We start from the raw sequence: 13,751 nt of genomic DNA, 5'->3' as shown, positions 1-13,751 counted from the left end.
CATGTATTTCTCAGGCACGAGGCGAGGCCGAACCGCGACCGGGACGGTGCGTCGCCGATTTCTTACTCCCACGGACGGCGCGTCCCCCGCGGCGACCGGCCCGCCCGACACCGATGGATCGCCGGGGCGTGTCCCCGCAGGTGCGATGGGACATGTCCATGGCGACATGTCCCATCGGCAGCGTGACTCGGCGAGCTCCTCACCGCGGCCGGGCGCTCGCTCCCGGCGCACCTCGGCGGACATGTCTTTGAAGACACGCTCGGCACGGGACGAAGCCGAGCCGCTCGCTCCGGCCGCGCGCGTTCCATGCCGCGGATCGGCCCGGCTGCCGCCTCTGCGCGGGTTCCCGGCCGTCCGGGTCACTTGGCGTTGTAATCGGCGGCGGGTGCGGCATCATCCCGCGGGTGTCCGACCCGCGCAGCGAGTACCAGCGCCGGCTCGCCGCGCGGCAGGCGGCGGTCGACCGCGTCGACGTCCAGATCCGGCGGATCTCCGACTGGCGCCTCGGCGTCTTCGTCGTCTTCCTCGTGCTCCTCGGCTTCGGCCTGGCCGACCGCCCGACGGCGCTGGCCGCCTCGTTCGCGCCGCTGCTGGGGTTCTTCGCGCTGGTGATCGTCCACGAGACCGCGTACCGCCGGCGAGCGCGGGCGATGCTGGCTGTCGAGCACTACCGGCGGGCGATCCGGCGCGTCGACGACGAGTGGCGCGGCGAGGGCGTGCAGCACCGCGAGTTCGTGCCGCCCGACCACCCGTACGCGGCCGACCTCGACCTGTTCGGGCCGGCCTCGCTGTTCGCCCTGCTGTGCACTGCGCGCACTCGCGGCGGCGAGGCGACTCTGGCCCGCTGGTTGCTGCAGCCGGCCACGGTCGACGAGGTCGCGGCGCGCCAGGAGGCCGTGCTCGCGCTGCGCGAGCGGCTCGACCTGCGCGAGGACCTGGCCCTGCTCGGCGGCGACGTGCGGGCCGCGGTCGCGCCCGAGGCGCTGGTGGCGTGGGGCACCGCGCCGCCGCCGATCGCCGCCTCGCGCTTCGTGCCGCTGCGGCTGCTCGCGTCGGCGCTCGCGCTCGCGGGCGTGGTCACGGCGGTCCTGGCGTTCGCCACGGACGTCGGCTTCGTGCCGCTGCTGCTCGTCGCCGTGCTCGAGGGCCTGGTGATGCGCGCGCTGCGGCCGAGCACCGCGGCGATCGTCGCGGCGGTCGAGGGCCCGCGGCGCGACCTCGAGGTCATCGCCCAATTGCTGGACCGCGTCGAGCGCGAGCCGACCGCGGGCAGCCGCCGGCTGACGGAATTGGCCGCGCAGCTGCGCACCGGCGAGGTCGCCGGCTCGACCGCCGTCGCCGGGCTGGCGCGCACGGTCGACTGGCTCGAGGCGCGCAAGAGCGGCCTGTTCGCGCCGATCGCGTTTCTGCTGATGTGGGAGCTGCACGGCGCGCTGGCGGTCGAGCGCTGGCGACAGGCGCACGGGCCGGCGATCGCCCGCTGGCTGGCCGCGCTCGGCCAGCTCGAGGCCCTGGCGTCGCTCGCGGCCTACGCCTACGAGCGCCCCGAAGATCGGATGCCGACGCTCGTCGCCGCCGGCCCGCGCGTCGACGGCGAGGACCTGCGCCACCCATTGCTCCGCCGCTGCGTGCCCAACTCGGTCGCCCTCGGCGAGCCGCTGCGGGTGCTGATGGTCAGCGGCTCGAACATGTCGGGCAAGAGCACGCTGCTGCGCACGCTCGGGATCAACGTGGTGCTCGCGCTGGCCGGCGCGCCGGTGTCGGCGAAGTCGCTGACGCTGAGCCCGCTGCAGATCGGGGCGACCCTGCGGATCGAGGACTCGCTGCAAAACGCGAGCTCGCGCTTCTACAGCGAATTGCGCCGACTGCTGCAATTGCGCGACCTGGCCCGCGCCGGCTCCCCGCCGCTGCTGTTCCTGCTCGACGAGATCTTCCACGGCACCAACTCGCACGACCGCAAGATCGGCGCGGAGGCGGTCCTGCGCGCCCTGATCGAGGAGGGCGCGATCGGCCTGTGCACGACCCACGACCTGGCCCTCGCCGAAGCCGTCGCCGACCTCGGCCCCCGCGCCCGCAACGTCCACTTCGCCGACGAGGTGGTCGGCGGCGAGCTGGTGTTCGACTACCGCATGCGCCCGGGCCTGGTCGGCCGCAGCAACGCGATCGCGCTGATGCGCGCGATCGGCCTGCTGCCGGCGAGCGCGGGGTGAAGCGCACAGGACCGTTCGGACCTGTCCTCGGGGCCAGCATGCTCCCGGGCGAGGACGCGGCGAGCCGCTGCACGAGGACCCAGATCTCGAGCACGCCAGGTGCTCGGGAGCACATCGCCGCCACGCACGCGCTCGGGACGCGAGCCGTCGCACTCTCGATGGACGCCACCGGCACGCAGAACCCGACTCATCATGTTCCTCTCGCTGCGTTGATTCTCGGGCTCGCCATTCGACGACCTCGATCGGGACGCTCACGAATGGCGTGATCGATCTGCGGCGCCACGACCTGGCTTACTCCGGCGGAACCCTGTGGCCCCCGTCACCTGGCCGTCGCCGCACTCACGGGGCATCTACCCGAGAGGCGCCGACGCGGCGCCTCGCCAACGACCCCGAAGCATCGAGGCACCATGACGCATATCGACAATTCCGCCCGCGCCGTCGCCGATGGCCCTCGCCACGGCAACTCATGGCGAGCGCTCTCCCGACCGGGAGTCCCGCTTATCCTGGCCAGTGCGCTGAACCTGGCACAACCCTCGCCCGCGAGCGCAGGGGTGACCCAGATCTCCGCGACCGGGGTCGTCGACACCGGAGGGGTATGCCTACCACCGCCACCTGGGTTCGGGGACTTCATCGACCTCACGATCGTGATCAGCGGCGACCTCGTAGGCTGCTGGTACACCGACATCCTCACCGCCAAAAATAACGGTCCGCCCAGCGGCGTTTACCTGGAGACCGGCCGGGAGCTGTTCATCGGCGAGCTCGACGGCGAGGCGATTCAGTTCACCACCACGTATAAATTCGAATCCAAGTGGGACCCGGAATTCCCGGACGGCGCCGAGCTCCACGGTCGCTGCCAGCACCCGATCGCCGACGGCTCCAAGGAATTCGGTGACGTCGAGGGGCGGCTGTTCTTCAAAGACATCGTCGAGGAGGGGACCTTCGACATCCGCGGCCACATCCGCCGCCTCTGAGCCGCCTCGCCACAGACCGACGGTTCTGCCGCGAAAACGCTCCCCCTATTTGCATTCGTGGGCTTCACTGCGCCGCGGCGGCGAAGCGCAGCGCCACGAGGCTGTGGGGCGGCAGGGTCACCTGCACGCGCTCGCCCTCCTGCACGGTTTGCGCGGGCTCGACTGCGACCGGGAAGTACATCGTGTTGTGATCGGCGGCCGGCGGGGCCCACTGGCTCGCCGCGGTCGCGGTCCAGCCCGGGGGCAGGTCGATCGTAAAAGTGTGGGTGCGCTCGAGGTCGCGGTGCAGCGCCACCAGGCTGCCGGTCTCGCCGGCGGGGTCGACGAAGGCGGCGGCGTGGACCAGGGGGACGGAGATCTTGCCTGACCCGAAGGACATGTCCTGTTCGACCTGCTTCGAGAACTCGAGCGGGGCGGCGCGCTCGAGCAGGTGCTCGCCGACGAGGCGGGTCGCCACGTAGCTGGCCATCACCGCGGCGGTCTCGTTCGGGCCCTTGCGGAACGGGTTGTACCAGGGCTCGAGCAGCGGGTCGCGGTCGGGGCCGTCGAGGTTGTCGAACTCGAGCGCGGCGTGCTGGCAGGCGGCCTCGACGCCGAGCTGGGCGTAGAACAGCAGCATGCCGGCGACGCCGAGGCCGACGGCCGCCTGCTGGGCGCGCTCGAACTTGCCGCGCGAGAAGGCGCCGGCGACGTGGTACTCGGTGACGACGAGCTCGAGGCCGGGCCGCACCGCGTCGAGGGCCGCCCGCGCGCGGACGAAGCCCGGCCGGAACGCCTCGGTGCCGGCCAACGCGAAGAACAGATCGTTGGGCTCGGTCCAGCCGAGCGTCCTGGCGTCGTCGATGAGGTAGTGATGAATCACCGCGCCGGCGACCGACGGGTCTTGCAACAGCGGCGCGAGCGCCTGCACCGCCGCCTCCACGCCGCCCCACCCGTCCATCGACGCCTGCGCGAGCGGGACCCAGAAGCGCGCCTCGGGCTCGACCGCCTTGACCGCGGCCACGTACTCGAGCGCGCGCGCGGCGTAGTCGGCCGCCGAGGCGCTCGGCTTGTCGAACCATTTCGGATCGCCGCCGTGCTTGGCCTCGGGGTTGGCGTACGAGTAGTCGCCCGCCGCCGAATAGCCGGTGTTCCACGGGCCGTAGGTCTCGTTGCCGAGCTCGAATTGAGTCTGCCGATACGGCTGGTCCTGCCCCCAGTGCAGCCGCGCGGCGACGTTGACGTCGTCCGCGTCGGTGCCGTTGAGGTGCGTGACGTAGGCGGCGGCCTCGGCGGCCGTACCTGACCCGAAGTTCAGGGTGACGATCGGCGCGGCGTCGGCGTCCTGCATCAGCGCGAAGTACTCGAAGGTCGCCATGTTGTCGCCGGCCGCCGGCGCGTGCCCGGGCTCGACCCAGCGGTAGAAGTGATAGCCGTCGTTGCCGAGCGCGCCGTCGATCTGCAGGCCCGAGAAGCGCATCAACGGCGCCCGCCCGTGGCCCGGCCGCGCCTCCGCCAGCGCCTGCGCAGCCGCGACCTTGACCGGCGTGCGCCACTCCGGGTGCAGGGGGTCGTTCTCCGGCGCGTAGGAAGTGCCGCGGCCGAGGTTCCAGCCGACGAGGTCGCCGACCGGCTCGCCGGGCCTGGTGAAGTCGAGGCTGGCGTGCACGTCGCCGATCATCACCGGCGTCTCGCCGGTCGTCGTCAGCACACCGAAGGTGGTCACCGGCGGCGCGATCGAGTTGCACGCGAGCAACAGGAGCCCGGGGACCAGCGACGCGGCGCCACGCATGTGCATAGGGCGGTGAATACCACGATCAGGGATCGCCGTAGAAGCGCTTTCGCACGGCTCCGAGCGGCGCCGCCTCGACCCTGTCCCGGAAGTCATGTGGTATCGGGGGCCGATGCGTCCCCGCCCGTCCCGCACGGTCCTCACATTCGCGGCCCTGGCTCTGCTCGGTTGCCCGCGGCCGCCGGCGAGCGAGGCGCCGGCGCGGACGTCCCGCCGATCGCCGCGGACCTGGTGATCCGCGACGTCCGCCTGTTCGACGGCGAGGCGGTGGTCGCCCGCACGTCGGTGGCTGTCCAGGGCGACAGGGTCGTCGCCGTCGGCCCCGACCTGGTGGTGGCCGCCGGCGCGACGGTGGTCGAGGGCGCCGGCCGGACCTTGCTGCCGGGGCTGATCGACGCGCACACGCACGTCCAGTCGCCGGATCAATTGCGCCAGGCGCTGGTGTTCGGGGTGACCACCGAGCTCGACATGTTCACCCTGCCGGCCGTGAGCGGCCCGCTGCGCAAGGCCGTCGCCGGGGCCGGCGGGCGCCTTCTGGCTGACTTCCGCAGCGCCGGGATCCTCGCCACCGCGCCGGGCGGGCACGGCACCGAGTACGGCTTCGCCATCCCGACCCTCACCGGCCCCGACCAGGCGCCGGCGTTCGTGGCGGCGCGCCTGGCCGAGGGCTCCGACTACCTCAAGATCGTGCTCGACGACGGGTCCGGCTTCGGCCTCACCCTCCCCACCCTCGCGGTCGACACGGTGCGCGCCCTGGTCGAGGCCGCGCACGCGCGCGGGCTGACGACCGTGGTCCACGTCAGCAGCCAGCGCGAGGCGATCGCGGCGCTCGAGGCCGGGGCCGACGGCCTGGCCCACGTGTTCGCCGACGGCCCGGCGAGCGACGCGTTCGTGGCCCTGGCGCGCGACAAGCAGGTGTTCGTGGCCGACACCCTGGCGGTGCTGTTCGGCCTGTGCGAGCCGGGCCACGGCAAGGCGATCGCCGACGATCCCGAGTTGAAGCCGTTCCTCGGCCCGGCCGACGCGCGCGCCCTGTCGGCGACCTGGCCGATCGCGCTGCCGGCCGGCGCGTGCGAGCACGTGCTGGCGAGCGTCGGGGCGCTGCACCGCGCCGGCGTGCCGCTGCTGGCCAGCACCGACGCGCCCAACCCGGGCACGGTCCACGGCGCGTCGCTGCACGACGAGCTGGCGCTGCTGGTGCGCGCCGGCTTGCCGGCGACCGCGGCGCTGGCCGCCGCCACGTCTGTCCCTGCGGACAGGTTCAAGCTGAGCGACCGCGGCCGCGTGGCGGCGGGCAAGCGCGCCGACCTGTTGCTGGTGCGCGGCGATCCGACCACCGACATCACCGCGACGCGGGCGATCGAGTCGGTGTGGAAGGCCGGGCACAGGCTCGACCGCGACGGTTATCGCCGGGCGCTGGCCGAGGAGTACGCCGCGCTGGAGGCCCAGCGCGCCGCTCCGCCGCCGCCCGGGTCCGAAGCGGGCAAGATCGCCGCGTTCGAGGCCGGCAAGATCGCCGCGGAGTTCGGCGCCGGGTGGGAGCCGGCCACCGACGCGCTGATCGGCGGCACCTCCACGGTCGAGCTCGGCCTCGCCAAGAAGGGCGCGCGCAAGAGCAAGGGCGCCCTGCGGCTCGCCGGCGACGTGGCCGCGAGCGAGCGGGCCAAGTGGGCCGGGGCGATGTTCTTCCCCGGGGCCGCGCCGATGCAGCCGGCCAACCTCGGCAAGTTCAGCAAGCTGGTGTTCGCCGCCCGCGGCGACGGCACGACTGCGCTGACCGTGATGGCGTTCGCGGCCCAGCTCGGCATCATGCCCGTGCGCAAGGAGATCGCCGTCGGCCGCGAGTGGGCCGAGTACACTGTCGCCTTCGCCGAGCTCGGGCTCGAGCCGTACGACCTCCTCGGCCTGTTCTTCGGCGCGACCCGGACCGGCCCGTTCGCCCTCGAGCTCGACGACGTGCGCCTCGAGTGAGCGGCGAGCCGCACGACCTCGGCCTGTTCGACCCGACGCGTTCATCCGCGAGCACGACGACGTGCGCCGCGAGTGAGCGGCGAGCCCTGCGACCTCGGCCTGTGCTTCCCGGACATTCATGCTCGAGCGCGACGCCGTGCGCCGCGAGTGAGCGGCGAGCCGCACGACCTCCTCGGCCTGTGCTTCCGGACCTTCATGCTCGAGCGCGACGCCGTGCGCCGCGAGTGCGCGGCGAGCCCTGCGACCTCTGCTTCGCGGACATTCATGCTCGAGCGCGACGCCGTGCGCCGCGAGTGCGCGGCGAGGCCTGCGACCTCGGCCTGTTCGACCCGACGCGTTCATCCGCGAGCGCGACGCGGTGCGCCGCGAGTGCGCGGCGAGCCCTGCGACCTCCTCGGCCTGTGCTTCCGGACCTTCATGCTCGAGCGCGACGCGGTGCGCCGCGAGTGCGCGGCGAGCCCTGCGACCTCCTCGGCCTGTGCTTCCGGACCTTCATGCTCGAGCGCGACGCGGTGCGCCGCGAGTGCGCGGCGAGCCCTGCGACCTCCTCGGCCTGTGCTTCCCGGACATTCATGCGCGAGCGCGACGACGTGCGCCGTGTCTGCTGTCCCTTTCGACATGTCCCTTAAACACCTTTACCCGACGCTCGTCGGCGCGCGCGGGCCTCGACTCCGACGTCGCTGGCGCGCTGCGTGCGCTTGACATCCGGCCTGGCGACATTTAGACGTTAACCTAAACGTCCAAATGACGGCGGGCACGACAACCTGGGAGGTGCGGGCGGGCGCTCACAGCTCGGCGAGGCGCGCCAGGTAGGCGCGCCAGACGTCGCGCTGGAACACCACGTGGGCGAACTTGCCGTCGCGGACGATCTCGATGAGGCCGGCGGTCTCGAGCTCCTTGAGGTGGTGGGAGATCGTCGCCTGGCTGACCCCGTGGCACTCGACGATCGCGGCGCAGGGCATCTGCTGCGCGCGGTCGGCCGCCAGGTCTTGCAAGATCTTGAAGCGCCGCGGCTCGGCCAGGGCGCTCGAGATTCGCTGGACCTGCTTGTCCGTCAAGCGGATCATCGCCGACAGCGTAACACGGGGACCGCCGCGGTTGTAGCCGGGGCGGGCGGCCGTGTGCGCGGTCACGCGGCCACGGCGCCGGCGCGAGGGCGCGAGGGCGCGAAGAAAAATGATGGGAGGCGGTTTGACTCCGGCGTGGCCATCATTTAGACCTTCATCGAACTGTCGAACTGACAGCACCACGAGGAGAGCGAAGATGGTCGAGTCATTGAAGGGCAAGGTCGCGGTCGTCACGGGCGCGTCGAAGGGCATCGGCGCGGGCATCGCCCGGGCGCTGGCGGGCGCGGGCGCGGCGGTGATCGTCAACTACGCCGGCGACAAGGCCGGCGCCGAGCGGGTCGTCGCCGACATCACGCAGAAGGACGGCAAGGCGTTCGCGGTCCAGGCCGACGTGTCGAAGGCGGCCGACGTGAAGCGGCTGTTCGCCGAGGCGAAGCGGGTGTTCGGCCGGCTCGACGTGCTGGTCAACAACGCCGGCGTGTTCCGCTTCGAGGCGGTCGAGGCGATCACCGAGGCCGAGTACCGGCGCCAGTTCGACACCAACGTGCTCGGCCCGCTGCTCGCGGTGCAGGAGGCGCTGAAGTACTTCGGGCCCGAGGGCGGCAGCGTGATCAACATCGGCTCGACGGTGACCCGCCGGGCGGTCCCGCAGTCGGTCGTCTACACCGCCAGCAAGCACGCGCTCGACGGCCTCACCCAGACCCTCGCGCTCGATCTCGGGCCGCGGAAGATCCGCGTCAACTCGATCAACCCCGGCGCCGTCGACACCGAGGGCGCCCGCACTCTCGGCATCAGCGGCACCGACTTCGAGAAGCAGCTGATCGCCGGCACCCCGCTCGGCCGCATCGGCCAGGTCGACGACATCGCCACCGTCGCGGTGTTCCTCGCCTCGCCCGCGTCCGGCTGGTTGACCGGCGAGATCATCAGCGCCTCCGGCGGCCTGCGCTGATCGATCGCGGCGGAGCCTCGCTCGCGCTCCTGGGATTCGGAGCGCGGCGAAGGCGAGGGCTGGCGTCGACCGCTCGGGACGTCTCGGTGACGCGACGCGGGATCCACCTCGCGCGTGCGGACGCGGCAGTGCTCGACCGCGTCGGCTCGCAATTCTACCGACGCAAGAGACGCGACCCCAGGCCCGGCTTCCTCCAGCGTCCCAGGGGCGCGTCCGGAGACACGCCGAGAGCGTCGCACAGCCGCCGCAGCGGCCCGGTCGAGGACGGATGCAGCAGGTCCAGCACTGCGCTCGCATCGCCTGCGCGGCGGGCCGCCTCGTAGCGCGCCACGTCCTCGTCGGCGAGCTCGTCCCACAGCATGTCGGGCCAGGCGTCGCTGTCGGCGGACGTCGAGGCCTCGTCGAAGAAGAAGGCCCGCTCCCACGGCTGCACCTCCCCCTCGACGCGGAACCAGCCGCCCCCGTCGCGGGAGTAGGCCAGCCGGCGGACGCGAGCGCCGCGCTCGAAGGCGTGCAGCTCGTACACGTCGGCGTTCGTCTGCGCCGCGAACGCGAGGCAGCTCGCGGACAGCTCGGCGGACAGCGCCTGTGCGATCTGCACCGCCGCCTCGCGCCCGCTCGGCTCGAAGTCGACGAGGACACGCGCCGGGACGTCCGTGGAGAGCGGCTCCACGCCCTGCTCGCGCGCCAGGTCCCAGAAGTCCCTGCGTCCCTGCGTCTCGATGAGGGCGGCCACCCAGGTGCTCATCGCCCCGGTATACCGCAGGAGCTGCGGTTCGGGGCCGCGGAGCAGGACGCTTCACTCCCGGTCTTGCTCGTCGTTCTCGCCGTCGTCGTTGGCGTCCCGGTCGTCATGATCGTCCTGGACCCACAACCATCTCCATGCCGAGCGCTGGACCCCGTGAGCCCGGCACTCGTCGTCGAGGACGACTCCGAGCAGCGCGAGGTTCATCGCCACGAGGGAGCCACAGAGCCAGTGGATGGGCTTGATCTGCACGTCACCAGAGTGCCTCGCGGCCCGGTCGAGTCCACCGGAGGCGCGCTCGGAGCAATCCATATACATGCCCATAAAGACAGGCCTTGTTTTTCATAAATCATTTCACAGGTTTGTCCACCGCCTGCGCTGTGATCCGCGGCGCAGGACGTCGGTGCATTCGGTCACGTCCGCGTCGCCTGCGACCTCGCGGAGGTCCCGCCGCCGCGGGCGCCCGCGAGTGCCTCCCGCTCCTCGGGCGGCGCGGCGGCTGAGGACGCGAGCCCGAGCGCCTCGCGCTCGACCTCGCACGGGCGCTCCCGGATCTCGCGCCTCGGCCCGCCCGGCGGCGGCGATTTTGCGCGGCGCGGCGATCGAGTCGCGCCCCGCGATCACTGGACGAACGGAGGTGGTCCACGCCGCCTCGCGCGCGAGGCCGACGATGTGTCACCGCGGCTCGCTGGCGCAGTCATGCCGTCGCGATCGCGGCGGCCAGGAGAGATACCCGATGCGAGCCATTATTTTTGCACGTCATGTCATGAACCGGACCGCCCCTGCCCTGTTCCCCGCGCTGCTCGCGGCCTGTCCCGGCGATTCGACCGCGACCGACACGACCGGCGGCAGCGAGACCTCGAGCTCGACCACGGAGGGCTCGACCGACCCGACGAGCCTCACTCCGACGAGCACGAGCCCGGACACCGAGACCCAGGGCAGCACGACGGCCCCCGACGACACGACCAGCGACGATCCGACCACGGTCAGCCCGACGACGCCCAACCCCACGTCGGACACCTCGACCTCCACCGACACCTCGACCTCGACCTCGACCTCCACGGACACCGACACCGACACCGACACGAGCACGGGTACCACCGATCCGGCGGACGAATGCGTGCCCGGCGACTCGCGGTCCTGTTACAGCGGTCCGGACGGCACCGAGGGCGTGGGCAAGTGCATCGCCGGCCAGCAGCTGTGCGGCGCCGACGGCACCTGGGAGGCGTGTGAGGGCGAGGTCCTGCCGGCGCGCGAGACCTGCGACGAGGAGGGCGACGAGGACTGCGACGGCGACGACCCGTGCCCGGGCCCCGGCGCGCAGGCGTGGAGCCGGACGTTCGGCCAGGGCGGCCACGAGGTGGGCACGCGCGCCGTCTTCGACGCGGCCGGCAACCTCGTGATCGCCGCGTGGGGCGACGGGCCGATCGACTTCGGCGGCGGCACCCTGATCAACGACGGCCTCGACGTGTTCGTCGCCAAGTTCTCGCCCGCGGGCGACCACCTGTGGAGCAAGCGCTTCGGCGGCCCCGGCGACCAGGGCGGGGCCGACTACGGCCTCGCGCTCACGCCCGCCGGCGACATCGTCCTGGCCGGCGACTTCGGCGACACGATCGACTTCGGCGGCGGTCCGCTGCAGAACCTGACGGACACGCACGACCTGTTCCTCGTCCAGCTGACCGGCGACGGCGAGCACGTGTGGAGCGAGTCGTTCCCCGGCGGCAATCAGTATGTCGGGGTCAAGGACCTCGCCCTCGCCGAGGACGGCGACATCCTGCTCGCCGGCTTCTTCTTCACCTCGCTCGACCTCGGCGGCGGCGAGTTCGTCGCCAACGAATTCGCCGACGCCTTCGTCGCCCGCTTCACGGCCGCCGGCGCGCACGTGTGGAGCCGCAGCTTCAGCGGCACCGACTCCCAGCTCGGCGGCAGCATCGACGTCGATCCGGCCGGCAATGCCTACGTGGCCGGCTGGTTCTGGGACTCGGTCGACGCCGGCACCGGCCCGCTGGTCTCCACCGGCGCCGACGACCTCTTCGTGGCCAAGCTCGACCCCGCGGGCGCCACGGTGTGGGCCAAGCACTTCGGCGACCCGGGCAACCAGCGCGCCCGCGGCCTGGTGATCGACAGCGCCGGGCGCGTCACGATCACGGGCTCGAATCGCGGCAGCGTCGACTTCGGCGGCGGGCCGCTGGCGGGGCCCGAGGGCTCCGGCTTCCTCGCCCAGTTCGACGCCGACGGCTCGCACCTGTGGAGCCGGCTGCTGTGCGCCGAGGGCTCGAGCGGCGTCCAGCTGGCGCTCGACGGCCTCGACAACCTCATCACCACCGGCAGCTTCCTCGGCACGTGCGACCTCGGCGGCGCCGTCCTGGCCTCCGTCGACCAGTACGACGCCTACCTCGGCAAGTTCAGCCCGCAGGGCCAGCTCCTGTGGGGCAAGAGCTTCGGCGGCATCGACGCCCAGACCGGCGGCGGCGTGGCCGGGTCCACCACCGGCGCAGTCGCAATCACGGGCACCTTCTTCCAGAGCATCGACCTCGGCCAGGGCATGATCGTCAGCGAGGGCAACCGCGACGGCTTCGTCGCCGTGTTCCACCCCTGATCCCGAGGCCGAGGGCGGCGGCTCCCTCAGCCGCAGGTGAAGCCGTGGCGAAACCTGCCGCCGCTGTGACTCTCGGGAAATTTGGTCTGCTTCAACTTCTTGCCGAGGCAGTCGACGAAGAACGGGTCGGCGATGCCGATCGTCTCGTAGGTCGCCGACCCCTCGCTGCTGATGCTAATATTGAGAGTCGCGCTCCGTCCGCGGGGGACGCCCCAGTCGACACATTCTCTCTGAAGCCGCTTGAACGTACCGCCGACGTCCTGCTCGGTGAGCGCCGCAGGTCGCGGATCGGCGGGCGGCGGTGCGGGTTCAGGGGCGCGCGGCGACGGCCTGGGCTTCACGGGGCGATCGGCCTTCGCAGGTTGCTTGACCTCGCCCGGCGGCTCGACGGGCGAACTCGGCGGCGGTGAGGACGGCGCGAGCGAAGCAGGGGGCGGAGCCGGATCTGCCAGGACCGGCACAGTCGGGCTGGTCGGGGCCGGCGCCAGGGACGACTCGGGGGGCGAGACCGGGGCGGCGGCGTGCACCGCGGGTGTGTCCACGACCGCGACGGAGGGAGCCTCGACGGGCGCTTCGACGTCCCTGACCCCTCGCGTGCCCAGGCGCCATCCCACGGCGATGACCGCCATGACACTGACGAATGTACCGGCGACCAGCGCGGCCGGACCCATCCGTCGCTTCGACGGAATGACCTCGGTCGCCGCGACCACCGATTGCGGACCCGAGACAATGCGGTGCGGTTCGGTCTGCACCGCCACCGAGCGGGGCGGCACCGCAGGCAGGACGGGAGCGAGCTCCCGGACGCTCACGGGCGGCTCGCTCGCAGGAGCCGGCGCCGCCGGGACCGGCCCACTGGTGGCAGTCGGCTCGGCGGGCGCCGGCGTAATGCTCACAGGAGGAGCAGGCCGCCCGGTCGAGGCGGGGGCGGCGAGGGGAGTGCGCTTGCGGATCAACGTCCGCTCGTGCTCCTCGCTCGCGGAGCCGGCCAGCGCTGCCGCGATCTCTCCGCGCAACGCAGTCATGCTGGGCGTCCGCGAGTTCAAATCCCGCGCGAGCGCGCGGAGCAGCAGGGCGTCGATCTCGGCGGGGACCTCGCGGTCGGGGGCGCGCTCGCTGGGAGGCGCCGGACCGCGCCGGGACTGTTCGACCGCGACCTCGAGGTGAGCCCCCTTGAACGGCGTCTCGCCGGTGATGAGCTTGTAGAGCAGGACGCCGAGGGCGTAGACGTCGACGCGTCCGTCCGGCGGCTCGCCGCGGTACATCTCGGGGGCCATGTATTCGGCGGTGCCCATCCATACACCGGTGGCCGTCCGCGGGACGTGGGCGTCCATGTCCGTGGGGGCGGTGAACTTGGCGATGCCGAAGTCGAGGACCTTGATGAATCGGGATCGCCGCGCGACGTCGTGCGGATGCAATTGGAGGGCTTGATGTCGCGATGGATGATGCCGTGCTCGTGAGCGGCCTCGAG

Annotated in this window: 10 protein-coding genes; 5 read left to right on the top strand and 5 right to left on the bottom strand. The window is 72.2% G+C overall.

Annotated features, from left to right (window positions below; all coding sequences use genetic code 11):
• Positions 1–404: 404 nt before the first annotated feature.
• Positions 405–2,210, top strand: coding sequence for a MutS-related protein (locus tag O0S08_RS09940; protein ID WP_269038819.1), 1,806 nt, complete (start codon positions 405–407; stop codon positions 2,208–2,210).
• Between the two features lie 407 nt (positions 2,211–2,617).
• Positions 2,618–3,181 carry a hypothetical protein gene (locus O0S08_RS09935; RefSeq protein WP_269038817.1) on the top strand — a complete coding sequence of 188 codons (564 nt, stop codon included), beginning with the start codon at positions 2,618–2,620 and terminating at the stop codon, positions 3,179–3,181.
• A 64-nt stretch (positions 3,182–3,245) separates the two neighbouring features.
• Here O0S08_RS09935 and O0S08_RS09930 read toward each other — a convergent pair whose 3' ends face one another.
• Entirely contained in the window at positions 3,246–4,958 is a 1,713-nt protein-coding gene (locus tag O0S08_RS09930) for a hypothetical protein (protein WP_269038816.1), read from the bottom strand.
• Between the two features lie 162 nt (positions 4,959–5,120).
• Between O0S08_RS09930 and O0S08_RS09925 the strand changes: the two genes are divergently transcribed.
• The gene (locus O0S08_RS09925) at positions 5,121–6,923 is read left to right on the top strand and encodes an amidohydrolase family protein (protein ID WP_269038815.1); all 1,803 of its coding nucleotides are present in this window, start codon (positions 5,121–5,123) and stop codon (positions 6,921–6,923) included.
• Positions 6,924–7,708: 785 nt separating this feature from the next.
• On the opposite strand, the gene O0S08_RS09920 is transcribed toward O0S08_RS09925, so the two are convergent.
• Positions 7,709–7,990: an ArsR/SmtB family transcription factor gene (locus O0S08_RS09920; RefSeq protein ID WP_096331399.1), complete on the bottom strand. Its 282-nt coding sequence runs from the start codon at positions 7,988–7,990 to the stop codon at positions 7,709–7,711.
• A 196-nt stretch (positions 7,991–8,186) separates the two neighbouring features.
• Between O0S08_RS09920 and O0S08_RS09915 the strand changes: the two genes are divergently transcribed.
• The gene (locus O0S08_RS09915) at positions 8,187–8,939 is read left to right on the top strand and encodes an SDR family NAD(P)-dependent oxidoreductase (protein ID WP_269038814.1); all 753 of its coding nucleotides are present in this window, start codon (positions 8,187–8,189) and stop codon (positions 8,937–8,939) included.
• A gap of 154 nt (positions 8,940–9,093) precedes the next feature.
• Here O0S08_RS09915 and O0S08_RS09910 read toward each other — a convergent pair whose 3' ends face one another.
• Together O0S08_RS09910 and O0S08_RS09905 are read right to left on the bottom strand one after the other, a co-directional pair.
• Positions 9,094–9,687, bottom strand: coding sequence for a hypothetical protein (locus tag O0S08_RS09910; RefSeq protein ID WP_269038813.1), 594 nt, complete (start codon positions 9,685–9,687; stop codon positions 9,094–9,096).
• Between the two features lie 51 nt (positions 9,688–9,738).
• Positions 9,739–9,936, bottom strand: a complete 198-nt coding sequence (locus O0S08_RS09905; RefSeq protein ID WP_269038812.1) for a hypothetical protein — start codon at positions 9,934–9,936, stop codon at positions 9,739–9,741.
• A 514-nt stretch (positions 9,937–10,450) separates the two neighbouring features.
• Between O0S08_RS09905 and O0S08_RS09900 the strand changes: the two genes are divergently transcribed.
• Entirely contained in the window at positions 10,451–12,283 is a 1,833-nt protein-coding gene (locus O0S08_RS09900) for an NHL repeat-containing protein (RefSeq protein ID WP_269038811.1), read from the top strand.
• Between the two features lie 26 nt (positions 12,284–12,309).
• Here O0S08_RS09900 and O0S08_RS09895 read toward each other — a convergent pair whose 3' ends face one another.
• A complete protein-coding gene (locus tag O0S08_RS09895) occupies positions 12,310–13,698 on the bottom strand; it encodes a serine/threonine protein kinase (protein ID WP_269038810.1) in 1,389 nt (462 codons plus the stop codon).
• Positions 13,699–13,751 lie beyond the last annotated feature (53 nt).

Origin of the sequence: Nannocystis punicea (assembly GCF_026965555.1) — a bacterium.
GTDB lineage: Bacteria > Myxococcota_A > Polyangia > Nannocystales > Nannocystaceae > Nannocystis > Nannocystis punicea.
The sequence above is the reverse complement of the archived record's forward strand: the minus strand, read 5'-3'. Positions and strand labels throughout refer to the sequence as shown.

Coding starts and splice junctions, on each gene's coding strand:
- O0S08_RS09910 (WP_269038813.1), bottom strand. CDS start 9,687: ATGAGCACCTGGGTGGCCGCCCTCATCGAGACGCAGGGACGCAGGGAC.
- O0S08_RS09930 (WP_269038816.1), bottom strand. CDS start 4,958: ATGCACATGCGTGGCGCCGCGTCGCTGGTCCCCGGGCTCCTGTTGCTC.
- O0S08_RS09935 (WP_269038817.1), top strand. CDS start 2,618: ATGACGCATATCGACAATTCCGCCCGCGCCGTCGCCGATGGCCCTCGC.
- O0S08_RS09915 (WP_269038814.1), top strand. CDS start 8,187: ATGGTCGAGTCATTGAAGGGCAAGGTCGCGGTCGTCACGGGCGCGTCG.
- O0S08_RS09900 (WP_269038811.1), top strand. CDS start 10,451: ATGAACCGGACCGCCCCTGCCCTGTTCCCCGCGCTGCTCGCGGCCTGT.
- O0S08_RS09920 (WP_096331399.1), bottom strand. CDS start 7,990: ATGATCCGCTTGACGGACAAGCAGGTCCAGCGAATCTCGAGCGCCCTG.